Source organism: Proteinivorax tanatarense, from assembly GCF_040267685.1.
Classification (GTDB): Bacteria; Bacillota; Proteinivoracia; order Proteinivoracales; family Proteinivoracaceae; genus Proteinivorax; species Proteinivorax tanatarense.
On sequence record NZ_CP158367.1, the window covers coordinates 1241654 to 1267312 of the forward strand.

The following is a 25659-nucleotide window of genomic DNA, read 5'->3' on the forward strand; positions in this document are numbered from 1 at the left end:
TTTTTCTAAAATCAGTATAGAGGGACTAAAATGCTGATTGAAGTTTAAATTCAATCTTACTAATATTATGGCATATTTCTGGCTGGGAATCAAAAGAAGCTATGCAAAAATGTATTTGCATAGCTTCTGTACTAGCTATAAAGTTTTCTCTATAAGTCAGTTTTTGACAAATTAGGTATCAGGCTATATAGTTGAGACTCAATACCTTTATAACCTAACTTTAAGTCTTCTACTTCTTCAGTTAATAAGTAATAACTATCTTGAAAAGAAGTTATAAAAGCCATTACAGCTTTGTATTCTTGTTCCCAATAGTTCCAACTCTGCTCTATTAACCTAAGGTCACTTTCGTTAATATCATCATTTGTATGGGTTAGTCGATATGTAATATTAACAGGTGTTATGGAATATAAAGCAGATTTATACAGGCTATCTTGTTGGTCATCTGTCATATATGGAAAAGAAGTTTCCGAAAGTTCATCTATAAACGTTATATATTCTTCCTTGTTGTTTGACCACTTATCAAGTAGATTTGAAGCTTGAGTAGTTTCAATATTATAAATATCGTCTTTTAATGTTTGTTCAGACAGTTCATAAATTAAATAAAGTTCCTCCATTTTCTCAAAAGTAGGGTTAAACACTTCGTCCTTTGCTTGTTCCACTTCTTCTAGTAAAGATTTTTTTTGTGTATATTCTTTTTCAGCATTAACTAACCTTCTAAGTACTAGTATTAACTGCTCTTTCTTGCTTTCCAAGGATTCATTATCATAATCATTGGTTTGGTAAAAAGTTAAAGCTTTTTGGTACTGGGTATTTTCTATATATTGGTATCCATTGTAAAAATCCATTTTTTCATAAAGATAACTTTGTTGAAATACAGGATCACTGGAATTATTGTTGGTATAGAAGATAAATGAGCCCAAGCCCAAAGTTGCTAAAATAATAATAGATGCCAATACTTGTACTAATTTAGTCAAGTGCTTTCCTCCTTTTTCCCTCTTTTTTTAATTTTAGTACAAAAAAAGCCAAATTTCAACAACTAAAATTTATTTTGTTAAAGGATGTTCTACTCCAATAATCAGCGTTTAAAAAACTTCACTTAGTCAACTTGACTTATGTCACATATTATTTTATACAGGGGAGGTATAATGATAATTAAGAAATGAAATAATGACGGAATCAGTTTTAAAGATTTGAGAAACTGAATAAAAAATGGAGGAGGGTTAATAATGAAAGTAACAGTAGAGGAATCTTGCATTGGATGTGGTTTATGTGAAAGTATTTGTCCTAAGGTTTTTAAGTTAAACGAGGATAACTTTGCAGAAGTGGTTGTAAACCATGTAGAAAGCGGTGATGAAAAAATAGTAAACGAAGCGGAAGAGAACTGTCCAGTGTCCGCAATAAAAGTCAGAGGTTAGGAGTGGAGTATATGAAGTTTTACAAAGAAATAGCTATACATTATGATGATATTTTTCCAGTTAAAAGTTCTGTAATTGAATTTATAGCAAACAGGACTCCCCCAAAAGGAAATGTTTTGGATGTAGGTTGTGCAACTGGAAGCCACGGGATAGAACTGTCTAAACTTGGATATCAAGTCAAGGGTGTAGACATTTCAAAAGAAATGATAGAAATAGCTAAAGATAAGTCAGTGGGACTAAGCAATATATCCTTTGCTACGCAAGATATTTTTGCTTTAGACGAAGAAAGTTGTTACGACACAATTATATGTATAGGTAATACTCTACCTCACTTTACTAGTTTAGAAGAAATTAAAGATGTACTTACAAAGTTTAAAAAGATGTTAAAGCATGGGGGCAAAGTTATTGTTCAAACTGTAAACTATGATAGGGTGTTAAAACAAAAAACTGACTCTTTGCCGACGATTACAAATAAAAATTTGAAATTTATCCGAGAATATTCTTTTAATGGTGGACTAATCGATTTTAATACGATACTAAAGGTAGGTAGGGGTAATTTTAAAAATAGCGTTAAGTTATACCCATTAACATCGAAAAATATCGAAGAGTTATTGGCAAAATTAAAATATAGTACATTAGAATTTTACGGTGGATTTGATGAAAGTAATTTTAACATTGCCAGTTTTCATATGGTATTGGACTGCACATTATAGCGGTATAACCTTACAGTAGTTAGGGAAAGATAATTTTAAATACTGTAAAGGTGGGAAGGTATGCTTAGTAGCTTAAAAAATGAACTAAACTTAGAGAGCATGTTGGCTGAGGTGGAACTGCGATTATTAGATTACACAAAGAGTGATAGTGAAAAATCCCAGTACTTATCTCAGTATTTAATAAAAAAAGGAGGTAAAAGGTTAAGGCCTCTTCTTGTAATTTTGTGCGCAGAAGGAAGAAATGAAAAAGACGTAATAGATGTAGCGGTAGCAGCAGAACTTATTCATACTGCTTCACTTGTACATGATGATATAGTAGATGATTCCCCCAAAAGAAGAGGTGTAGATACAATAAATAGTCTTTTGTCAAATTCCTATGCCGTATTAACTGGAGATTTTTTGTTTGCTAAGGCTTTTGAAATACTATCAAAATTTCAAGAAAAAAAGGTTTTAGAAACATTTACAAAAGCTATTACTGCTATGAGCATAGCTGAAATAGAGCAACTGAGCAATAAGAATAACTTAAAAAAGACCTATAAACAGTACTACAGTGAAATATATGGTAAAACTGGAGCTTTGTTATCGGCGTGTTGTAAAAGCGGAGGAATGATAGCAGGTTATAGAGAACGGGAAATTATTGCCTTAGAAACATATGGCAAGGAATTAGGCTTTTCTTTTCAGATTACAGATGATTTGTTAGATGTTGCGGGAAATGGTGACGAGTTGGGTAAACCTAAGTTTCAAGACCTAAAAGAGGGCCATATTACTTTGCCTATTATAAACCTGTTAGCAAAAGATGGGCAGTTAGACGTTGCCGAAACCCTAAAAGAATCAAGCAACATTGATTTCTCCGTGGTAAGCAAACTAATAAAAGAAGGAGAAGTAGATGAATATTGTTATAACTTAGCAGTTGCTCATGTAGATAATGCTTTGAAAAGCATTGAGTGTTTTGGCAATGAAAGTCAAAGAGATGCTTTGAACAAACTAGCAAAGCTTACATTAAATAGAAGTCAATAATTGAGCTGAGAATAAAATAAATCAAAAGAGAGCAAGTTTTAATAAAAAACTTGCTCTCTTTTGATTATTATTGTAGATTAACTGGTTACTTTAACAAGCGGGGCCACAGCCAGTATAATTTCGTGTGGTTTACTTAACAATAAGTGGGAAAATACATCCGAAGACTTATCGAAGAAATATCTTACAAAGTTCTTTTTTCTCTTAATTTAAGGCAGTAATTATATAAAAGTGTAGTGTCGGACCCAGCCAAAGACAAAAGATCTTTTGCAAATGGGTCTAGATTTTGTTTTTTTACTTTTGGATCTGATAAGTACATGGCTAATAGACCACGAACAATTAAAACATGAAAGCTGCTATTTTTAAGTTTTGCAGCTGATTCTAAACTTTTTTCTACAAAGAACTTTAGCCTATCATTAAGCACTTCTTTTTTAGGATAGTAGCTAATAAAGTTTAACTCTCCTTGCTCTTTGTCTTCATGCTGATCTACTAAGTAGTCTAGCAATATATGTAATCCTGTTATCCACGGAAAGTAAGCCTCTTTTATAGATTCCACATCATTTTCTGAAAGATTCTTAGACGAAGCTTCTAGTGCTAATGCAAAAGTCGTTAAGGTAGAGCCAGTAGCCGCGGCAAATTCCCACCAAAACAAGTCATTGGCATCTTTTTGATTTTCATGCCATGTTATCAAACGATGTTCTCTATCATTAATTTCCAGATGCTTTAATGACTGTAAGTCAACATATAATGAAGTTAAATGATAGCAATCCTTTTTTATCTTTGAAAAAGATGGCAAACTACTGCCAGTCTTAACACATTCATCAACTAAAAAATCTAAATAACCCCCATCGTTTTTTTGAGGATAGTGCTCATAGAAATGATGAGATGTTTCTTTGTCAAAAACTTCTAACATAGAATTGTGTAGATTTCTAAAAGCCTTCTCACTGTTAACGTCATTGTTATCACATAAATTATCCAAATAATCTGAAATGGTTTGAAAGGCGGTTATAAAGGGGATGAGATTGTAATTTTTAACGCTATAAATATTTCCACCTAGACAGTGAAACTTTTTATGCTTAATACTTTCTAAAGCCTGCACTTTAAGCTCTGGCGAAGGGCAATCTTCAAGAAATTCTTTGTAAATAGCTAGTTGGTTTTTAACTTTAGGAAAAACATTATATATAAATTTACTTAATGTTATGTAAGGTAGCATTAAAAAACTCCTTTGCCTTTTTAATAATGATATTATTACCATTAAATTATGGTTTTACTATAAATTATATAGTTAAATCAAAAGAAGCCTCTCTATTTTGGTAGCTGAACACCCTACATTTAAGAATAAATTCCATCGAAAGTATTTATATCTCTAAAGACAAGAGATTATGAGGGAATGTAAACATAAGCTTTATGACTCTAATCAACAACATCAGTCAAATTTCTAGCAAAAGAACAACTAATTATGTAGTAATTTGACAAACATCTGTTCCCCGGGAAATAATATCTTTGTTTTAAAAAACTATTAAAGCACTTTATAGTCGTTTAGCATGTAGGTTCACTTAATGAAAAACGTTGTAGCTGGTATTAGAGAGGCAGAGGTGACTTTTGTGTTAACTCTGCCTATAAAAATTGGAGCGAAGAAGGAGTTCAACAAATTTAGTAGAATTAAAAATTTAAGAAAGATAACAAAATTTTGACACTACACTCTTCAGATGTAGGAAAGAGGAGGAAACACTTTTTCATTTGGATTATGCCCTGGCGCATACATAGAGGAACAAATCGGGGTTGTTTTTGGGGTCTGTTTAATAAAACTATATAAAGAGAGGTAAGTAAAGATGAAGATAGGGTTAGTTTCCTGTTTAATGAAAGATAATGATATAGCACATCAGCTGGCACAAATGGAGCATTATGTTTCCAATAATCATAACTGTGATTTAATATGTTTTGGAGAAAGCTTTCTTCAAGGGTTTGAAGGATTAACGTGGAAATATGATGAGGACATCAAAAGAGCCTTAGCTCAAGACGATCCCATCATTTTTCACATTAGGGAATTGGCTAACAGCTATAACTGTGGCATCTCCTTTGGTTTTATTGAAAAAGAGAATAATACTCTTTATAGTAGCAATATGGTTGTTGATCTAAATGGGAAAATTATAGATGTATTTAGAAGAGTTTCTATCGGATGGAAGGAACCAATTGCAAGTTCAATGTATAAGGAAGGTCAAGGCTTTCATACCTTTACTTATATGGATAAAGTATTAGGGGTAGCCATATGTGGTGATGTTTGGCATGACTGTTTTCTAAAAGAATTAGAACAAATGAATATGGATGCGCTTCTATGGCCACTCTACGTGGATTTTTCCATTGAACAATGGAATGAATCATTCCAGAAGGAATATGTTGAAAGAACACAGAAATTACCTTACCCTGCTTTGATGATAAATAGTTTCGTTGAAAATTCTCAGCGTGCAAAAGGTGGATGATATGTGTTTCATAAAAATGAAATAGTTTCAGCCCTGTCAGTTGGTAATATAGGAATTTTAGAGTTTGATTTAAATTAATATTAGTTATGATTAAAATGTACTAACCAGAGTAGAATAAAAATCACGAAAAGGACCTAACCCTATATGTATCAGGGGATAGAGCCTATGGTCAGATGCATTAGGTGGTAGGAGATAGATGATAGAAGATAGAAGGTTGAAGATAGAAAAAGCGCAGAGCGTTTATACGCTGCTGCGCTTTTTTCTATTGATGAAGATTGGACGTATCTTATACTAGATCTTCCTCAAAGAGGTAGGGGTTGATCCCTGTGTCAACCCTGCCCATAAGGTATTAACATTATATGGTTAAAAATTGTATTGTTAAATTTTACATTTTAAAGAAGGTATTTCACAATTTTTGTAAAATTACATAATTATAGATAAAAAGAATTTGTAACTTTGGGAGGTATATATTTAATATGGCTATATTGATAAAAGCAATAAATAGCTGTGAGCCAATAAATGATATGGTAATTGAAAAAATGGCAATGGTTTATTGCTATGAAGAACCTGGTCAAATCGAAAGTGTAAAAGAATATTGGTCTAACTGGCTAACAGGTGAAAATGAAGGTGATAAGCTAACAGTTGTTGCGGAAGATATTAAGGAACAATGTTTAGCTGGAGTTGTCCGTTTTTGGAAAACACCTCACTGTGGCAACAAATGGTTGATTGAAGGTCTTGAAGTAATTAAACCTAAAAGGAAAAGTGGATTAGGAAAAAGTATGGTTGAGTACGGCCTTAACTTTCTTAAAAGTAAAGGAGTGGACAAAATATCTGCTAACATTTCTAGTAAAAACGTTGCATCTATTAAACTACACGAAAGTCTTGGATTTAAGAAGATATCCTCAGGAGCAATCAATAGTTATGGAGATTTTAGACCGTACATGGATGAGTATCAGCTAGTTTTAGCTAGTTTGTGGGATAATGAAGTATCCTAATAAATAGCTGAATAACTTCTACAATGTTTATGAAGTAAGAAGTCAAACTTTTTATCTATAGTCCGAATACCCAAACTAATTTGGGTTGTTAAAATTAGATAATCACCATAAAATAGAAGTTATTATAAGTATTCTAATAGGTGTCGGTAAAAAAGTTATTACTTTTGTTTTCCAAGAAATGTATTTTAAATCTGCTCTAACCTTGCAAAAGTTTCTCCATTACCCCACACTAAAAACCTTCTAAACAGTTTTATGAGACGATTCTAACTAGTAGTTTGCTTATAGTTTAGCAGCTCATCAAACTCATGGTTAAAGTTAGCAAAAGAAATTTGTTTATATTTTTTATTGGATTCTCCTCCCTTCAGGTAATCAAAAGTTAATTCTATTATTTTCGATAAAAGAGGGGGATTCCTTTAAAATTATTTCAAACACTTTTGCTTATTGGATCGTTATATTAGTGAATGGCTTTTGAAGGAGAATTTAAATGAGTGGGGGATTAGAATGGTACTTGATACGCTTTATCTTCAATACAGTAAAGAGTTGAGATCTTATGCTAAAAATTTATCTGGTGTGTCTGAAGCTGAGGATTTAGTACAAGAAACCTTTATTAAGGCTATGGCAAACCTTGATGTTTTAAAAACGATACCGGAAAACAAAAAAAGGGCTTGGCTTTATCAGGTGCTGAAAAACAGTTTTATAGACAGAAAAAGAAAAGATAAATCTAACGTTTCTCTAGAAACTTGTCATGAGCCTAGTTATGAAGAAGATATTTTTTCTAAGCTTGAAGTACAGCAGCTAATGTCCCATCTATCCCCAGAGCTTCAGGACATTGTCTTTAAGAAGTATTGGATGGGAATGACCAGTGTTGAAATTGCTAAAAGCCTATCTATTCCCCCTGGAACAGTTAGATATCGCCTTCATAACGCCATAAAAATTATGAGAAATAAAAAGAGGAGGAGAAAGTATGTCTAAAATAATTGATAACGTGGTCATCTTAGATGTTACAGATATCAGCGAAAAAGCTGTTGAAGAAATTGAAGGAATTGGTAACGTAGTTATGATGTTTTATAGCCAAGAAACAAAGGAAATTGCATCGCAGCTTAACATAACAAACTTAGTAAGATCATATATGGTGCCGAAAGGGGCAGAAATAAAGACGGTAAACGATACTTTTGAGATAACAGAAAATTACCTTAGAGAAGTCACTACTGAGCCATATATAGTTGTAAATGGTACTGTTATTATAAAGGGTGATGTTTCTGCTGAGCAGCTTAAAAGTAAAATTAGCGGATTGATTGTTAACGGAACGTTGTTGACTCCTAATAGATTAGAAGGTGCGGCAAAAGAAAAGCTTATAGATCTAAATGGTGAGACTATAGAGTATGATGAGACGGCAAGAATCATAAAAAGAGATGGACGTATTGACAACGCTCTTCTAATGTCACTAGATGACGGCAGTAATGTTTGTTTTATCGAGCCTGTGAAGCTACTGGATAATATTGATTTAAAGATAGTGGAAGAAAAATTAGGCAAGGTAGAGTTTGCAGAAAAGGTGATAATTAAAGAAGAATTTTTCAATGTATTAAAGGATAAAATTAGCAACTTAGATACGGCGAGAATTGAGATTGTCCCTTCTGATCATTTATTTATTGACGAAAATTTGAATATAGATGAATTAAATATCAAAAGGTTTAATAAAGCTAAAGTTATGGTTAAAGGAAATGTAACGTTTAGAGGTGATGTAAGCTCTGAGCAAGTTCAAGAGCATATTGATAGCCTAGTGGTGGACGGCATAATTGCCTGTCCTAACAAAATAGTAGAGTGTATATTTGATATCTGCCAAGATCCACAAACAGAAATTATAACGTATGAAGGTGAAATGATAACAAATAATTCCAAACTTAACATATCAGAATCAATGCTAAAATATAAAACTGAAAGTGTAGCAATAATTAACTTTGGAAAGATAGAGGTAGATGATGATGTGAGTGAGGAGTTGCTAAATGAAAAAATTGAAAAATTTTATAACTATGGAAAAATATTAGCTGACGAGAAACATCTAGGAATTATCCACGGAAAAGCTAAAACAAATGCAGGTTTAATCATAGATAAAAAAGATGTTAAATTAAACGAAAAGCAGCAAAAACAAGGCACCAACGCAGTATATTTAAAGCTTTAAACTAGATATGCTAAAAGAGAAGAGAGAGTTAAAAATAACTCTCTTTTTTTTTGCAAACCTCCAACCTCCAACTTTTCCAACAAAATATCTTTCTTTTAAAATTATTTCAAACACTTTTGCTTTTTGAATCGTTATATTAGTGAATGGCTTGAAGTATAGGGAGTTTTAAATTATAAGGAGGGATCTTAAATGCCTTTTAAGTATCTAAAAAGTATGGTTTGCAAACGAGACTTTACCTTTATAACAATATGTCTAGTAAGTGAAATAGCTCTGACATTACTAATTGCACAAAAATTTAGGTTGTTGGTGGATAGTGCTATAGATGGTAATTATCAGCTTTTTTACACAAACCTTATTGCGTTAATATTGTTTACAGTTTTAATTGCGGTATGTATCTCATTTAGAACCTTTACTATAGGCAAGATAAGTGAAAAAATTACTTATTATTTGAGAAAGCAAGGCACTGAAAAGCTAGTTGACCTTCCTCAATCTAAGTTAGACAAAATGCACTCTGGTGACGCTATGTCCAGGCTTAGTAATGATTTGCAACTAGTAAAACAATTTGTAGAAAATGATGGATACTTTTTATTACTTAGACCGTTAATGGCTGTTGCAGTTTTTACCTACTTATTTTATTTAAATTGGCAGTTAACTTTAATTAGTTCTGCGGTGTTGCCGGTACTTTACATAATAATGATACAACTAGGCAAGCCCTTAGGAAATTACAGCAAAGAGTTGCAAAGTGAATTAGCTAATATTAACAAAACCACCCAAGACACTTTAGGCGGGGTTTCGGTAGTTAAGTCCTTTAATTTACAATCTATAATTGATAAAAAATATAGGAAACAAGTAAAAGCTTCTATTGATAGTGGAATAAAGTTAGATAAAAGAAAGACGGTATTGGAAAGTTTGATGATAGGGCTCTCTTTTCTTCCTCAATTAGTGACCTTTGGAGTTGGTGGATACTTAGCGGTAATTGGATATTTAAGTGCCGGAAAACTGTTGGCTTTTATTAACTTGTTAAACTATTTGACTTTTCCTATGAAATTGCTGCCAGGGCATTATGCTAGCTATAAATCAGCTTTGGAAGGACTAAAAAGAATTCAGAAACTTTTAGATGAAGAAAATGAAAGAGATACAGGAAAAGCCTTTGAAAAAGAGAATGTCGAAACTTTAGTGGAAGTAGAGAACTTAACGTTTGGTTATAATGATAGCCCTGTTTTAAAAAACTTGACATTTTCAGTAAAAAAGGGTGAGACTGTTGCATTAGTGGGTCCCAGCGGCAGTGGCAAGTCTACAGTCTTTAAGCTGCTTACAGGATTTTATTCAGGCTATTATGGCACTATAAAGATGTTTGAAAAAGATATACAAAGTTGGAAGCTGGATAGTTTAAGGGAACAAATTGCTACGGTAAGTCAAGACACCTATTTATTCCCGGAAACTATTGAATATAACTTAAAGGTGGGTAATGAAGATTGTTCAGAGGAGGAGATGGTAAAGGCTGCAATTAATGCCAATGCTCATGAATTTATCAAAAATGAACCCTATTGGTATAAAACTATGATAAAGGAAAGAGGCGAGAATTTTTCCGGAGGTCAAAAGCAACGGTTGGCATTAACTAGAGCTATTGTCAAGAACCCAAAACTTATGTTGCTTGATGAAGCTACATCAGCTTTAGATACTGAATCAGAAGCTATAGTACAAAACGCCATAAGTAAAGCGATGACAGGTAGAACATGTATAGTAATAGCCCATAGGCTATCAACTATTGTACAGGCAGATAGAATTTTAGTGCTAAACGAAGGATGCATAATAGAGGAAGGAACACACCAAGATTTATTAGAACAAAAAGGACTTTATTATGATCTTTACTACAAACAGTTCAAGAAGAAGGGAGGCGTGGCATAATGAAAAGATTGATAAATTTTTTCAGTTTGCTAAAGAGGCACAAAGCAAGGTACTCTTTAGGGGTGCTATTCTCTTCAGTTATTGAATTTAACCAAATATTAATAGCAACAATGTTCATAGTGCTATTTGATGGAATAGTAAAGCAAGAAATGAGCATGGTTTTAAATGCTATATATTTGTTTTTAGCTGTGGTTTTAATAACTATAGTTTTTGAGTTAATAGCTGTTACTTTAGTTAGGGTAACTACTAGAAAAATAATTGGTTCACTAAGGTTAAAGATCTTTGGCAAAATGCTTAGCCTTCCTCAGCGTGAATATAGCACAAACCACAGCGGAGACTTCATTTCTAGAGCTACAAACGACATACAAACTTTGGAGCAAACATTAACAGGGCATTTATTAAACTTAAGTAGCTCCCTCTTACCATGCATAGCATGTATAATATATATGTTTATTATAAATTGGAAGTTTGCCCTGGGATTGTTGGTTTTGAATTTTGTCAACTTATCTATAATTAGTTTGTTTATTAAACCTATGAAACAAAAAAGTCAAGACATTCAAAAACAAACAGGTTCTGCAACTGAGGGGATTTCTGATGTGGTAGCTGGAGCTTCGGTTATTAAGCTATATAATATAAAAATAAAGATGAAAGATAAGTTTGATTTAAAAAATAATAAAGTGTTTCAAAAGTCGATGCAAAGAACTAAAATTGTAGCGTTAATGGAAGGACTAAATAACTTTTTGAGTCGCTTGGGCTCTATCGGTGTGATTTCAGTAGGAAGTATTTTTGTAATTAAAGGGGATATTTCATTTGGGGAAGTCTTAGCCATGCACCAATTAAATACTGCAGTAGGATATTCTTTTGAGACTTTAGGAAGTTTTTTAAATCAAGTTCAACACTCTTTAGCCGGTTTAGATAGGATTAATGAGTTGCTGGATAAAGAAGATGAACCCCAACGATTTGACAAGATGCCCCAGATAAATACTAATAGTGCGTTAGCCTTAAAGAACTTAAGCTTTTCTTATAATGGCGAAGAGAATGTTTTAAACGATATTTCCTTTGAAGTAGGACAAGGGCAAAGTGTTGCTATTGTAGGTCCTAGTGGGGGAGGCAAGAGTACCATTTTTAAAATTATTCTTGGTTTACATCAGTCACAAAAAGGTAGCATGGCCTATATGGGTAAGATGGCTCACGAATATTCAGTTGAAGGTCTCCGAGACCTAACATCTTATGTGCCACAGGAACCGTACCTTTTTAGCGGAACTATAAAAGAGAATATTTCCTATGGCAAAAGCCAAGCTACAGACTTTGAAATTTATGCAGCAGCTAAAGCAGCTAACGCCCATGATTTTATTTTAGATTTAGAAAATGGGTACGATACTATAGTTGGCGAACGGGGAGCCTTTTTATCCGGAGGACAAAAACAGCGTATTGCAATAGCTAGAGCGATTGTAAAAAATGCTCCAATTTTACTACTCGATGAAGCGACATCTTCGCTGGACAATGAGTCTGAAGTATTAGTACAGGCAGCGATAGAAGAAATTATGAAAGAAAAAACCACAATAGTAATAGCTCATAGGCTTTCAACCATAAAAAATGCCGACCGTATATTAGTAGTTGATGACGGTAAAATCGTAGAAAGTGGCACCCATGAGGAGTTATTAAAAAAAGGTGGCCTATATTCTGGGCTACACAAAGCACAGTTTGAAAATCAACAAGGGGCTTAGTGGGGTATTAGGTGTTAGAATATAGAATAAAGAAAAAATCGCAGAGCGTTTATACGCTGCTGCGCTTTTTTCTATTGATAAAGTCATGATGTGCCTGTAACAACTGTTCCTCAAAGAGGTAGGGGTTGACCCCTGTGTCAACCCTGCCCACATGGTAGCAAATTTGGATAGACATACTCAGAAAGAGGTATGATTAAGTGCATTAGGTGATAGACTCAGGTGGCAGAAGTATGAAAAAATTAAAAACATTTACAATAGACAATTCTTTAACTTAATAAGATAATGATGAATAAGAGAGTCATAAAACTTTAAAAAAGGAAGTGATTGTTTATGTTGTTATCAAATAGAAATCAGGTGGAAAAGCTGAATCAATGGATTGAAGTAAAATTGACTAAGTTATTACCTAGGCTTATGAAAAAACATAACCTGGATATGTGGATTGTCACTACTGAGGAGTATAACGAGGATCCGGTATTTCCCTTTTTGGTTCCCCAGCCTTTTTTAAGGGGGGACTTGGGGTGTATTTTTCCTCCTAGCTGCCCAATTAGTATTTTAGTATTTGCCTTAGAAAATGACAGTCTCAAAAAGTACTGTATATCTCCACTAGGCTATACCGGCTACCAGCAAATTTTTAACGGTACAAATAAGGTTTGGAATGATGTAGCTACTTTGATTAAAAAGCATGAGCCAAAGCAAGTGGCATTAAACATTTCTGCAGATATGAATCATGGAAATGGATTAAGCTATAGTCATTATTGTCATTTGATTAAAGATAACGACCAACTGAAAGGCAAAATAACAAGTTCAGATAAACTGGTGGCAGCTTACCTTAGCACCAGGCTATCAGAAGAGATAGACCACTATAAACAGGTCTGTGAGTTAGCTCAATCGGTAATTGAGGATTCTCTAAAAGAAATTAAGGTAAATGAAACCACTGCGCAAGATTTAAGTTGGAACGTAAGAGAAAAATTTGAACAAATGAACCTAAGGTCGTGGTTTCACCCAGCTGTTATGGTGCAGCGCAAAGGAACTAAAAGGGTTTCCATTGACGCTCCATTAAAGTATGGAGACCTTGTTCATTTAGATGCAGGTGTTCAATATATGGGGTTGTGCACCGACCATCAACGTCTTTCCTATATAGGGGGTGTAAAAGACCCAGCGTTTTTAGAACTAACTGATAAGATGGAAAAAACAACTCAGCTTCAAGATATAGTAATTGAGCAAATAGAAAGCGAAAAGACAGGCAATGAAATTTTGCAAAAAGCTAAAAGGCAAGCTGAACTCCTCAAAATAGACACAAGAATTTACTGCCATCCTATAGGAGGACATGGTCATGGAGCAGGTCCACTAATAGGGACATGGAACCAACAGGAGTACACAGATAAAGGCAAGTATGAAATAGCAGAAAACAGCTGCATGGCTTTAGAGTTAGCAACTGTACAACAACTAAAGGCGTGGGATGGAAAAATAGTTGCAATACCCTTAGAAGAAAACATATTTATAAATAAAACTGAAGTAATTATAATGGGCAAAAGGCAAACTGAGCTTCTAATTGTTGAATAACATTAAAAATGACGAAGCCACACTGGCTCCGTCATTTTTTAGGTATATGAACTTTTACCACAATATCTTAAGGTATTAATCTCTGACATATACCCCCCTCTGTTTAGACCATCTTTTTTAGCTGAGCGAACTTTATTTGCCATAATAGTTGCTGATGTAACTAGCCATAGGTGAATTCATTCTTCGGACTAAGTGCAATACTTAGCAGGTTTAGATAGAATTTACCAGTTGTTGGATACTAGCTCACAACTTTAAGCTATAAAAACTGTCTACAGTATATTAGCAGTTGATGACGGTAAAATTGTAGAGAATGGTAGTCATAAATTGGTTGTTAAAATTAAATTATTACTATAAAATAGAAATAATTAGAATTATTCTAATAAATAGGAGATTTGAAAAAGCTATTTTCGGTTGTTAAATTCAACTTTGCTTTATTAAAGCTTTCTTCTTTCTGTGGCTTTCTTTATCAAAAAATAAATTAATTAAAGAGGTGGTAGTAAGTGAATAAAAGAGAAAAAATTTCAAAAATGCTTATGACATTAATAATTTGCTTTTTTATTTTTTCTATTATTTATCTAGGAACACTTAGATTAGTTGATGTAAAATTAGCAGAACAATTCGCCGAAGGCTTAAAAAATGAAAGGGAGATTATTAATACTAATTTTTTGGGTTTAAAAATGCAAACTATGGAAGTTGAGTACAAAAATGAGGAAAAAAAAATGGATATAATCCTCACTGCACATCGTGCCTACTACATTGTTTCAGCTGTTATCGCAGGGTTACTGAGCGCTGCAGTGATTTTTCTTGTGCATTTTGTTAGTGGTGCTTTATGTAAGCAAGAAATATAGGGGAGGAAGGTCATGAAAGAAATTATTAGGTTCAAGCAGTTTTCTTTTGGGTATGTTTCAACGGCTAAAGTTTTAAAGAAAATAAATCTTGAAGTTAAACAAGGAGAATGCCTTGGTCTTTTAGGGGCTAATGGAAGCGGGAAAACAACTCTTATAAAGTGCCTTCTGGGTGAGCTAAAAGGTATTGGTAGGGTAGAAGTATTTGGAATGGTTCCTAATATAAGTTCGCCTAAATTTAAAAATGGTATAGGAGTTGTATTTGATCACGACTTACTTATTGATTATTTAACGTTAGAAGAATACTTGTTTTTTGTTGGAAACACATACAAGCTAAAACAGGTAGAAATAAAAGAAAAAATAGATTATTATCTAGAATATTTTAAGCTACAACAGAGTAAAAAGCGAATAATAAAATTTTTCTCTCATGGTATGAGAAAAAAAACTCAAATTATTGCAGCTTTAATTCATAGCCCTAATTTGTTAATAGTTGATGAGCCTACTTTGGATTAGATATAGAAATGATATACTATTTAAAAAAATTACTTCTTAAACTTAAAGATGAATGTAATATGACTACTCTAGTTTCAACCCATAACATGTCTTTTGTGGAAGAGGTATGTGGTAGTATTGCTATAGTTAATGATGGGGAGATAGTAAATCGCTTAAGCAGTGATGAGAAAAGTAGTTTTAACCTGGAGAAGGTATTTATGAATAGTGTTAATGAAGGAAATAATCAAAATGTGGATATATAAACTAATTATTAAGGAGAAACTCTATTCTTTTAAAAACGTAATTCGGATTTTGTTAGTTAGATATCCCTTCCAACTCACTTTAGGTTTAGTAGCACTTGCTTTTGTATTCTATGCAACATATCAAATAATAAATAATTTTTATGGAGGATTGATGGCAACAGACGATTCTAGCATAATTTTATTTATTTATTTTCTAAAGCGTGAGTTTATATTATTATTTGGAATAAGCTCCTTATCAATATTAATCTTGACAGATAAAAGTGTTAAAATCTATTGGCAGATAAATAAGCAACTTCCTATTAGGCCGGATACAGTGTATTTTGCTCACTTAACTTTATATTTTACTTTACTGTCTTTACCATCGCTATTGTTAATAACAATTTGTGCATCGATATTAAAAGTAAGTGTAATTAAGACACTTGTTCTATTATTATTTTATGTTGCGATTACTCTTGGATATATTTTCTTATGTTTTAGCATTTCTAAGCTTATTAGTTCAAAAACTACAGATAAACAATGTTATTTTATTGCATGTGTTATAACAGTAGTTACTTTGTCTATAGGCTTTTATTATTATCTTGACAACTTATCATTAAACTCAATATTAAAGGGTAATAATTTCTTGAGTTACATAATATTGTTGTCCCCTAATATATTAGGGATACTATTAATGTATACGTTAAGAAAAGCAGATATTAGCTTGGTAGAGAATAAGCGGTATTTATATCAGTATGCAGGTGCGCCTAAAATATTAAAGAAGATTGAAAATATATATTTACGTATTTTAGTATTAGAAGTTAAGCGTAATTGGAAAGTATATGGTGCTTTTATATCAATACCTGTTACTTTAGGGGCAATCAATACTTTTTTCTTACAGCATCCTGATTATTCACTCGTTTTTTTTACGCTAGCTTCAACGGGAACTGTTTCAATAGGATTCTATAATAGTTACATAGAATCTTTTAAAATTCTTCCACTAAAAGAAGAGGTGAATTTGCTGCTAAGGTGGGTATTTATGGTATTTCTTATTAGCCTTCTTTACATTTTATTATCCTTGACTTTTGCAAACTATATGCTTATTTCAGATTACATAGAAATAATATTGTTGTCGACAATATTTTTTATAATATGTTATTTAACTAAGATACCATTAATAAAGAATGGTAAGGAAAACGACAAATTTTGTTCGCTTGGAGTGTTTGGGCCATTGGTGTATAAGTTTTTTTTTGAGTCACTTAATATGATCTATAGCATGATTTTTAGTTCCGAAATTAATTATATCTATTTTTGTTCTTTAGTGACTTCGGGGTTAGTTGTATTAGTTTTTTTTGAGTTAAAAGACAAAAATGATACAAAATATTTAAGCTCTTGATAGGAATATTATTTATTCAAATAAACAGCTTTCAAGGTAAAACTTTTTTCAGTATAACTTTAACACATCCTGGGCATCCCCTACCTATATGAATAATACCTAGTTAGGCTAAATCGAACAAGCACAATAACGTATAAACGCTTTGTGCTTGCTTTTTCTATACCTCCTACCAGCTAATGCATCTTAATTATGCTGAGAAGCGTTATCGGCCTTATGATTATCCATTCCACCTTGGTCGTCAAGCTTGATGTGTATTATGGGTAGCAACTCTTGAAGTCTTATACAAGCTGAGAGATAGGGGATAGATGATAGAAAAAGCACAGAGCGTATTACGCTGCTGCGCTTTTTTTCATTTAACTAAGACACGATGTGTCCTATTCTAGATTTCTTCACAGATGTAGGGGTTGGACCTCTGCGCTCGACTATTTAAATTTTATCGTGCTAATTTGTCATCCAGAACGAAGTGAAAGATCTATGGACTTTAAAAACGCATTCAACTATACTAGACAATTAATTAACCTGTCTACTGTTATAGCCTGTTTTAGGGTTAATCATTCTTTAACGTATAAACCTCTATTTAGTCCATCCTGTATAGCAGAACGAATTTTGTTTGCTCGCAGAGTGGCGGCGGTGAAACCGTCGATATCTTCTGCAAGATTGACAGGGTCATACAATTCCTCTAAAGCCTCGGTTATATTTGTTCCTTGTATAGACTCTAGCACTTGTTCATGCTGACTAGTTAGTGACTCTATTGTTTCATCTTCAGTTTCTAAATAATCTTGTCCGTTGTAGTATAAATGTCTAAAACTTATACTTTCGATGTTATTGTCATTTAACGAAAATTGCACATTTACTTGGATTTCATCGCCATCGATAAATACACCTCTATATGTTCCATCCTCATAGTTTCCCACAGCAGGTGTTTGGTTTTCATCAACTCCCTGCTGTGGAGCACCAGGCTGACAACCAATTAATAGAAACGTAATAGCGAATAGTGATGTTAATATTTTTAAGTTTTTCATGGTCTACACTCCTTTTGGGCAAATGGTATTTTTATGGTGTCCTTACTTACAGAATTTATTCAAGCATGTTCTTGTTTAAAGTATTAAGAGCAGTTTAGGATAGTGTTTTAGTTACCTAAAATATTTAATATTAAATGTGAGGTTGAAGGTGATGCAAAACTTTAACATAGTGTTAATATTAAAAAAAAGGTTTTAATGTAAAAATAACGAACAAAATTAAATAGGGTGTAACTGGCAAGTAGAATTGGAGAAATTTTGGCAATTAATTTTCCCTAACCTTTTTCCAGTTAAAACCTAGAATTTTCTTCAAAAAATGATTCTCTGTGTGCTAATCTATAACTTTTACCTGACATATTAAATAACTCACATCTATGAGTGATTCTATCTAAAACAGCTGTAGTTAAAGCTGGGTCACCCAATAGTTCAGTCCAGTCTTCTAGACCTTTATTTGAGGTAATAATAAGTGATGCTTGTTCATGAAGTGCCGTTATGAGTTGGAAAAACAGGTTAGACTCTTCCCTAGATATCGGCAAGTAACCTAGTTCATCGATGATTAGTAAGCTAGAGGACAAAACCTTATTTATTTTGCCTTTACTTTTTCTTGATATCTCTTGGGTTTTTAAACAGTGCATAAGGTCGTTCATAGTAACAAAGCTAACCTTGTACCCCATCTCAACAGCCCTGTAGCCTAGTGCTATTGCTAAGTGAGTTTTACCGACCCCAGGAGGGCCCAAAAAAATTAAATTATACATACGGTCTATCCATTCCAATTCCGATAAACTGTTAACTTGTCTTTGAGTTATGGACTTTTGAAAATCTAAATCAAAATCTTCTATAATTTTAAGTGTAGGAAAACCAGCGTTTTTTAGCCTTCTTGCCTGTGCTTTTTCTTCTTTTAGTTTCATTTCTTCCTGAAGTATGTTTAACAAAAATTGCTGATATGAAATGCTTTTTCCATCTGCATCTTGAACGACTTGAGAAGCGTTTGTATTTAAGTAGTCAAGCTTTAATTTTTTAGCATTTTCTTTGATTAGCTCCAATTTCTCCACTGTGACTGTCCCCTTTCAAAGAATTAGTATACTCTTCAATACTTCTTATTTCAGGCTTTAAATCCTGATACTTTGAAGGGGTAGAAATGTCTGCCTTAAAGTACTTTTTATTAAGTTGTCGTTTTTCTTCCTCCTTAAAGTATTGGATTGTATCCTTAAGCATGCCAGCGCTGTAGAGTTTTCTTTCAACGCAGTAATCAATAGCTTTTTGTACAAGTGACGGGTTTTCAGATGTCACTGTTTTAATTATTAGGTTAGATTGATCTTTAAAGTATCTAGATTTTTCAGCCCTAATGATATCAACAAACGTTATTGCCTTATCAGTTTCTCCTAAACTTTTTAAAACTTTCTCACGCATTTCGTCGCAACTGTACTTTCTTGATTTTTGCCTATCTGGGTGGTCTATTGTTACTAGCTGACCTTTTCCTTTAGCAATTTTATGTGTGATAATCAACTCATTAGTATCTTTATCAATTATTTCGATACAATCTTTTTTAACTGATAAATTAACTTCTTTACCTGGTGAATAAGTCCCTATGGGTACTTGATATCTGTTTTGTTTGTAAAATACTGTATTGTTTTTTCTTACTAGATAGGTTAAAATTTTAGTATCAGTTGATTCAGCAAAGAGGGTAGGTATTGGCATTAAGTGTTCCTTTTCCAGAGCAAACACTTCTGCCGGTACCTTCTTTGTTGTTTCATGGACTTTTTTATTGCCGGTTCTTTCTAGCCATTTTAGATTATCATCATTAAAGGATTCAATATCTACAAATTTTCTATGTTTAGCGAAGTTATTCTTGGCATACTTTACTACAGCTTCTACTTTGCCTTTGCTTTCAGGATCAGCCTTTCTGCAAAGGTACACTTTAAACTTAAGAGAGTTAAGATAATTTTGAAATCCTTCGGTATATAATATATCTCCATTGTTTTCAGAAACTACTAGTACTTTATCTTGATCATAAACTATCTCTTTGGGTCTGCCGCCAAAGTACTCAAAAGCTTTGTTGTGGGCTTTGATGAAACTTGATGTTGTAAATGGCTTGTCCGACCACCATACGAACTTGTATCTTGAATGGGATAAAACCATTCCAAAACAATATGCTTTTACTCTTTTATTATCATGTGTCTTAAGCCATATCTCTCCTAGATCAACTTGAGCTTGATACCCCATAGGAAGATTTTCTATTTCTTCATACTGCCTAACTGATGTCACTTTGGGCAAGTCATATTCTTTTCTAAGCTTGTTTACATAGAGCCTTAGAGTTCTTTCCTTAAAATCTAGCTCACCATGTTTTTCTAAAAGCCAATCATAAATCTGAGCGGCTGACATATCTCGGTATTCTTTAATCCATTCTAAAATTTGCTTTTTGTATTTATCCACCTTCTTTCTCCGTGATTGAGCTGTATTATGGAGCTCTGAAAACTCATCAAACTCCATATCCCAGTACTTTGATACGGTCTTGTAGTCAATCTCTAGTAGCCTTGCAACTTGGGATTTATTTAATCCCCTAGACCTATTTTCTTTAATTTTGGCAAACATATCCCACCTCTTCAATTCTCATACCTCCTCTGATAAATTAACTCTTTAATTTTATCAGAAGGGGTATTTTTTTAGTAGATAACTGGAAAAAATTCTCCGTTTCTATTTGCCAAAATCTCTCCATTTTAGTTTACCATTTACATAGGGAGGTGTTGACTTGAAAAATAAGGGGATTTATGTAGCAGTATCTTTAATTTTTGCAGTTTTTATTTTGGGGGTGATTTTCATAGGACTATGGCCTGGGGATACTGACCAAGAAAACGCAGAAGACGAATATAGGTCTACTGATGAACCAGTAAAAACTACTGAATTAGATCAGAAGGATAGTCAATCTTCTGATACTGATAATCAAGACGTTGATGAGGAAGTTAATGAGGAAGGTGAGAAAAGTGTAAAAACAACTAATGAATCTGATGTAGCTAAAAGTTCTGATAAAAGCGCTAACCCTGATAGTTTAGGGGAGCTACTTGGTGTTAAAAGTTCAGATATAGAGTTTTACGATAATGCATTAAGTGTAGTAAAAGGAAAAGATTTGACTTTGGATGTTACCTATTCAGAACATAATCAAAGAACTTTAAAACAGTTGATTGAAGATAGTTTAAATATGCAGGCGGAATATATAGATGGAACTATAACAGAAGAAGGTCCATATTATAATTTACTTGTATTTTATGAAGATAGAGCTTATACAGTTATAATTTATGAGAAATATCTACTTATAATCCATCCTAATTCTTACTTTGGTATTGATATATATTCAATGAAAGAAAAAGATCTACATCAAATAATTAATACATATGATTTTAAATGGATGAGTAGAGGCTAATTCTGAGCTATTTTTTGTAATATGTAAACCAGAGCCTTATTGTACTTAGTATAGGGAGAAAACTTTCTATGATAATTATAAAAAAACTAAACTTATGAACTGATATTTGCTTTGTTTATTACCCTAGATACAAAAAATGTTACTATTCAAATTCAGTAGTAACACTTATGTATAGGTGAAAACAAACTGAGTATTTTTTGGATAAAAAAAATAATTACTCACGTTAGAGCTAACTAAAAAACTGTTCAGTGACGTTTACTGACCTTAACTTTGAACAACCCTACTTATAAAAAATTAAGGGTTGTTTTTTGATTCAGTCATTGTATAGGTTAAAATAGTTTATTTTTAGGAAGCATTTTTTAGTTGCCATAAAAAAATCATAGTTAATTAGCATTATTGTAGAGTTTTAAGCTTTAGATAAATTTATAAAGAAGGGTAAATCCTAGAGAGGATGAGCTTATATCTCGAAGCAAGTTTAAAGAGTTAGCCTTTGACTTTAAAGGCAGTATTTGAAAATACAGAACTAAGTTTTTACATATAATATTATCCAATTAGGTTTCTATTTGATTTTATAGCAAAAGAATTTAATATAAAATTTAAAATCAAATGAAGGGTTTAAAAATTCTGTGTAGAAATAGTTATTTAACATAAATGGAAAATTAAGGGGGAGAAGGGGTTCTATGGATAGAGAAAAAATTTTTAACTTAACTGGAGTTGCAGTCACTTTTTACTTTTTATTTAAAGGGTGGCACTTAACGTTTCATCCATTATTAATAGTATCCATTTTATTAATAAGAGAATTCATGATTGGAGATACAAAAAAGCTACTGTATGGTTTGCTATTTAGCTATATTTTTATTCTTTATAGTTTTTACTTTTCATCAATTATATTACTTATAGCTTATATAACTTATAATATATACTTAGTAGTAAAAAAAGAAATAACAATGGCGGATACAAGAAGACTGCAAACTTTGCTACTTGCTTGTTTGCTTTTTTTAGGAGATATACTACAGCATCAATATTTTATCATAGATTATTTTGAATACATGATGCTATTATTTTTTACAACTTTTTTAACTTATAACGTGTATTCAAGTTCTGCTACTTATAAATCTAGAAATATTGCGTTGTTGTTGTCAGGTATAGTTATATTGACGTCAGCCCATGTTTATACAATAAATAGCCGAGTCATAAAGGATGCTACATTAAATAGAAATGTGCATGATTTATACGATTCTCGTTTTATTAGCGCAGAAACAGAGATAGTTGAGGAAAGCCCTGATTTAGAAAGACTTGATTATGTAATTATTAATAGAAGCTTATTAAATAGTGTAAACAGTTTACAAGGAATTGAAAACTTCCCTAATATCTGGGAAGTGCAGTTATATGGACAGGATAAATTAACCAGTTATAATGAACTGGCAGCTTTAGATAACTTAACAAGCCTAAGGATATCTAATCCTAATCCACAATTCCAGATAGAACACTTGCCGACTTTGGCCAATTTAGAGGAATTTTGGTATAGCAATGAATTAACTAATGTTGAAGTTAAGTTTTGCAATTTCCCCAATTTAAAAAAACTAAATCTTAGTGAAAGTCTTGGTTTCGAAAATAGGGCGAGAGACGGCTCTTTAACTGTAGATATTAGGCAAAATCCACTTATCGAAACTATCAGCATAAGATCAATCACAAGTAACCAGATTGAGATTATTGGGCTTGAAGAAGCGGAGAATTTAAAGGAGATTTCGATATCGTATTCTAATTATAAGGATGACAATAAGGCAAAGCAGGTTGAACAGTATAAGGATGAGATTAGAAAAATAAGGCCTGATATAGAGGTGAGATAGTAAACTGCTTACTGAAAAATATCAAACAAGGAGTGTTTGTTTGTGGAGTTAAAGGAAAAAATTCTATATTTATTTGGGGTACTGATAGTGTTGGTTTTGTTTATAAATCACCAATTGATGACTATTTTTAGTCCAGTTTTTATATTGGGGTTTATATTTATTAGAGAAGCTATTTTAAAGCAAAGTGGTAAAATACAAGCCATACTTTTTGTCACTCTATTAGCCATAGGTAGAATTATTGCTGAATATCATTTCCAAGCAGTTTATTATTTTGATAATATTTTGATAGCATTTTTTGTGGGATGTTTAATTTATAATATTTATAAGAGCTCATCAGCTAAAAAACTTAGGAATGCTACAGCGTTAGTAGTAATAGTAGCGTTACTTATAACTTCTAATATCTATGTTAGCGCTTATATGGAAAGTCAAAGAGTATTTAAAGATGCAAATCTTCAAAGGATAGTCTCTGATGCTTATGAAGCTAGATTTATTGGGGCAGATATTGAGTTAAAGGAAGGAAGTTCTGACTTAGAAAGGTTTGATCATCTAAGCATAGGGGGAAGAAGAACGGTAACAAGCTTAGAAGGAATCGAAAACCTCCCTAACTTAGAGAGTTTGTATATTGGGCAAAATATGTTAATTGATTATAGTGAGCTTGCAGAACTTGAAAATTTAAAAAGGTTGAAGATAACTGATCCACATCCAGGTTTTAAGCTTTCAGATCTACCAAAGCTAGAGAATTTAGAATTCCTTACGATACAGAATCATTGCTTTGGTAATCAAGGTGATATTATAGAACTTACAAACTTCCCAAATCTAACCAAATTAAGTTTATATGATTTGTTTGATGAAGGGAAGTTACTAACGATTGACATAACAGAGGCGCCGTATCTTGAAGATTTAAGTGTTAGCAACTTAGGTAAAGTAGTAGGCTTAAAAGAAGCGGGAAATTTAAAGAATATAACGATCATGAGTATTATTAACTACACCGAAGTAAAAAATTATAAGGATGAAATTAGGAAAGCAAGGCCGGATATAGAGGTGAGATAGTAAACTGCTTACTGAAAAATATCAAACAAGGAGTGTTTGTTCGTGGAGCTAAAGGAAAAAATTTTATATTTATTTGGGGTACTGATAGTGTTGGTTTTGATTATAAGTCAGCAATGGATGACTATTTTTAGTCCAGTTTTTATATTGGGGTTTATATTTATTAGAGAAGCTATTTTAAAGAAAAGTGGTAAAATACAAGCCATACTTTTTGTCACTCTATTAGCCATAGGTAGAATTATTGCTGAATATCATTTCCAAGCAGTTTATTATTTTGATAATATTTTGATAGCATTTTTTGCGGGATGTTTAATTTATAATATTTATAAGAGCTCATCAGCTAAAAAACTTAGGAATGCTACAGTCTTAGTAGTAATAGTAGCGTTACTTATAACTTCTAATATCTATATTAGCGCTTATATGGAAAGTCAAAGAGTATTTAAAGATGCAAATCTTCAAAGGATAGTCTCTGATGCTTATGAAGCTAGGTTTATTGGTGCAGATATTGAGTTAGAGGAAGGAAGTTCTGACTTAGAAAGGCTTGATCATTTAAAAATAGAGGGGCGAACGGTGAGAAGCATAGAAGGAATTGAAAATTTTCCCAACATTTGGGATTTAAAGATTTATGGACAAGATAGGTTACTTGATTATAGCAAGCTTGCAAAACTTGAGAATTTGAAAAGGTTGAGGATAACTGACCCGCATCCAGATTTTAACCTTTCAGATCTTCCAAAGCTAGAGAACCTAGAGTCGTTTTCAGTATGGCAACATTCCTTTGGTAATCAAGAAAATGAAATCATAGAACTTTCAAACTTTCCTAATTTAACAAGATTAGACATATATGAAGATTTGCTTGCTGAAGGTGAGCCGTTAACGATAGACATAACAGAGGCGCCCCATCTTGAAGATTTAAGTGTTACTAATCTAGACAAAATAGTAGGGTTAGAAGAAGCGGAGAACTTGGAGAGTATAACGATCAGGAATCCTCATGATTACACAGAAGTAGAAAATTATAAGGATGAAATTAAAAAAATAAGACCGGATATAGATATAGATGTGTGGTAAAGCAGGGTTAGATTAAAAACTTACTGTTATGGTGGGAAAGTATTATACCGGCATAGTATAATCTTTTTCGCTTTAATTAATGGCGGATAAACTTGGTGGAGGTAAGTTAATAAATATTATATGACTATTTATGTAAGGAAAAAAGAGATGTTGAGTTGTTAGTCTGAGTTATGATTAATACTTAATGTTGATTTTCGCGCATGCAGATTTGTGTTTATAATCGGATATGTTTTGATAGTCTTATAGTACCTTCCAGCTGGGACTTAGCATTTGATGCACTAAAAAAAAGGTTTT

The 25659-nt window shown here is 32.6% G+C and carries 24 protein-coding genes; 19 read left to right on the plus strand and 5 right to left on the minus strand.

Annotation, left to right across the window (positions count from 1 at the left end):
• Positions 1-149 precede the first annotated feature (149 nt).
• Positions 150-974 carry a hypothetical protein gene (locus PRVXT_RS06120; protein ID WP_350344777.1) on the minus strand — a complete coding sequence of 275 codons (825 nt, stop codon included), beginning with the start codon at positions 972-974 and terminating at the stop codon, positions 150-152.
• A 252-nt stretch (positions 975-1226) separates the two neighbouring features.
• Here PRVXT_RS06120 and PRVXT_RS06125 point away from each other — a divergent pair, with 252 nt between their 5' ends.
• From PRVXT_RS06125 to PRVXT_RS06135, 3 genes are read left to right on the plus strand one after another with little or no spacing between them, the layout of a single operon-like run.
• Positions 1227-1415 (plus strand): ferredoxin, encoded by a 189-nt coding sequence (locus PRVXT_RS06125; RefSeq protein WP_350344778.1) that lies wholly within the window; start codon positions 1227-1229, stop codon positions 1413-1415.
• Between the two features lie 11 nt (positions 1416-1426).
• Positions 1427-2128 carry a class I SAM-dependent methyltransferase gene (locus PRVXT_RS06130; protein ID WP_350344779.1) on the plus strand — a complete coding sequence of 234 codons (702 nt, stop codon included), beginning with the start codon at positions 1427-1429 and terminating at the stop codon, positions 2126-2128.
• A 60-nt stretch (positions 2129-2188) separates the two neighbouring features.
• Positions 2189-3145, plus strand: a complete 957-nt coding sequence (locus tag PRVXT_RS06135) for a polyprenyl synthetase family protein (protein WP_350344780.1) — start codon at positions 2189-2191, stop codon at positions 3143-3145.
• A 181-nt stretch (positions 3146-3326) separates the two neighbouring features.
• Here PRVXT_RS06135 and PRVXT_RS06140 read toward each other — a convergent pair whose 3' ends face one another.
• Positions 3327-4355 carry a tetraprenyl-beta-curcumene synthase family protein gene (locus PRVXT_RS06140; protein ID WP_350344781.1) on the minus strand — a complete coding sequence of 343 codons (1029 nt, stop codon included), beginning with the start codon at positions 4353-4355 and terminating at the stop codon, positions 3327-3329.
• 346 nt (positions 4356-4701) lie between these two features.
• Here PRVXT_RS06140 and PRVXT_RS06145 point away from each other — a divergent pair, with 346 nt between their 5' ends.
• The 12 genes from PRVXT_RS06145 (at position 4702) to PRVXT_RS06200 (ending at position 16966) form a co-directional block, all read left to right on the plus strand.
• Positions 4702-4836 (plus strand): hypothetical protein, encoded by a 135-nt coding sequence (locus PRVXT_RS06145; RefSeq protein WP_350344782.1) that lies wholly within the window; start codon positions 4702-4704, stop codon positions 4834-4836.
• A 138-nt stretch (positions 4837-4974) separates the two neighbouring features.
• Complete coding sequence (locus tag PRVXT_RS06150; RefSeq protein ID WP_350344783.1) at positions 4975-5622, plus strand: carbon-nitrogen hydrolase family protein; 648 nt, start codon at positions 4975-4977, stop codon at positions 5620-5622.
• 476 nt (positions 5623-6098) lie between these two features.
• Positions 6099-6617 carry a GNAT family N-acetyltransferase gene (locus PRVXT_RS06155; RefSeq protein ID WP_350344784.1) on the plus strand — a complete coding sequence of 173 codons (519 nt, stop codon included), beginning with the start codon at positions 6099-6101 and terminating at the stop codon, positions 6615-6617.
• A 441-nt stretch (positions 6618-7058) separates the two neighbouring features.
• Positions 7059-7589, plus strand: a complete 531-nt coding sequence (locus PRVXT_RS06160; RefSeq protein WP_350344785.1) for an RNA polymerase sigma factor — start codon at positions 7059-7061, stop codon at positions 7587-7589.
• A complete protein-coding gene (locus PRVXT_RS06165) occupies positions 7582-8796 on the plus strand; it encodes a hypothetical protein (RefSeq protein ID WP_350344786.1) in 1215 nt (404 codons plus the stop codon). Before PRVXT_RS06160 ends, PRVXT_RS06165 begins: the two co-directional genes overlap by 8 nt.
• Before the next feature lie 189 nt (positions 8797-8985).
• Positions 8986-10704, plus strand: a complete 1719-nt coding sequence (locus PRVXT_RS06170) for an ABC transporter ATP-binding protein (protein ID WP_350344787.1) — start codon at positions 8986-8988, stop codon at positions 10702-10704.
• Complete coding sequence (locus tag PRVXT_RS06175) at positions 10704-12431, plus strand: ABC transporter ATP-binding protein (RefSeq protein ID WP_350344788.1); 1728 nt, start codon at positions 10704-10706, stop codon at positions 12429-12431. The genes PRVXT_RS06170 and PRVXT_RS06175 overlap by 1 nt, the downstream gene beginning before the upstream one ends.
• Before the next feature lie 330 nt (positions 12432-12761).
• A complete protein-coding gene (locus PRVXT_RS06180; protein WP_350344789.1) occupies positions 12762-13994 on the plus strand; it encodes a M24 family metallopeptidase in 1233 nt (410 codons plus the stop codon).
• 500 nt (positions 13995-14494) lie between these two features.
• Complete coding sequence (locus PRVXT_RS06185; protein ID WP_350344790.1) at positions 14495-14842, plus strand: hypothetical protein; 348 nt, start codon at positions 14495-14497, stop codon at positions 14840-14842.
• 12 nt (positions 14843-14854) lie between these two features.
• A complete protein-coding gene (locus tag PRVXT_RS06190; RefSeq protein WP_350344791.1) occupies positions 14855-15352 on the plus strand; it encodes an ABC transporter ATP-binding protein in 498 nt (165 codons plus the stop codon).
• 8 nt (positions 15353-15360) lie between these two features.
• Entirely contained in the window at positions 15361-15594 is a 234-nt protein-coding gene (locus PRVXT_RS06195) for a hypothetical protein (RefSeq protein ID WP_350344792.1), read from the plus strand.
• Positions 15563-16966: a hypothetical protein gene (locus PRVXT_RS06200; protein WP_350344793.1), complete on the plus strand. Its 1404-nt coding sequence runs from the start codon at positions 15563-15565 to the stop codon at positions 16964-16966. The genes PRVXT_RS06195 and PRVXT_RS06200 overlap by 32 nt, the downstream gene beginning before the upstream one ends.
• 551 nt (positions 16967-17517) lie before the next feature.
• Here the strand turns inward: PRVXT_RS06200 and PRVXT_RS06205 are convergent.
• From PRVXT_RS06205 to istA, 3 genes are all read right to left on the minus strand, one after another.
• Positions 17518-17988, minus strand: coding sequence for an FMN-binding protein (locus PRVXT_RS06205; protein WP_350344794.1), 471 nt, complete (start codon positions 17986-17988; stop codon positions 17518-17520).
• A gap of 287 nt (positions 17989-18275) precedes the next feature.
• On the minus strand, positions 18276-19037 hold the full coding sequence (gene istB, locus PRVXT_RS06210) for an IS21-like element helper ATPase IstB (RefSeq protein ID WP_350342319.1): 762 nt from the start codon (positions 19035-19037) through the stop codon (positions 18276-18278).
• A complete protein-coding gene (gene istA, locus PRVXT_RS06215) occupies positions 19003-20592 on the minus strand; it encodes an IS21 family transposase (RefSeq protein ID WP_350342320.1) in 1590 nt (529 codons plus the stop codon). Before istA ends, istB begins: the two co-directional genes overlap by 35 nt.
• Before the next feature lie 142 nt (positions 20593-20734).
• Here istA and PRVXT_RS06220 point away from each other — a divergent pair, with 142 nt between their 5' ends.
• From PRVXT_RS06220 to PRVXT_RS06235, 4 genes are all read left to right on the plus strand, one after another.
• A complete protein-coding gene (locus tag PRVXT_RS06220) occupies positions 20735-21403 on the plus strand; it encodes a hypothetical protein (protein WP_350344795.1) in 669 nt (222 codons plus the stop codon).
• A gap of 680 nt (positions 21404-22083) precedes the next feature.
• Positions 22084-23253, plus strand: coding sequence for a hypothetical protein (locus PRVXT_RS06225; RefSeq protein ID WP_350344796.1), 1170 nt, complete (start codon positions 22084-22086; stop codon positions 23251-23253).
• 42 nt (positions 23254-23295) lie between these two features.
• Entirely contained in the window at positions 23296-24303 is a 1008-nt protein-coding gene (locus PRVXT_RS06230; protein ID WP_350344797.1) for a hypothetical protein, read from the plus strand.
• A 42-nt stretch (positions 24304-24345) separates the two neighbouring features.
• Positions 24346-25365: a hypothetical protein gene (locus PRVXT_RS06235; protein ID WP_350344798.1), complete on the plus strand. Its 1020-nt coding sequence runs from the start codon at positions 24346-24348 to the stop codon at positions 25363-25365.
• Positions 25366-25659 lie beyond the last annotated feature (294 nt).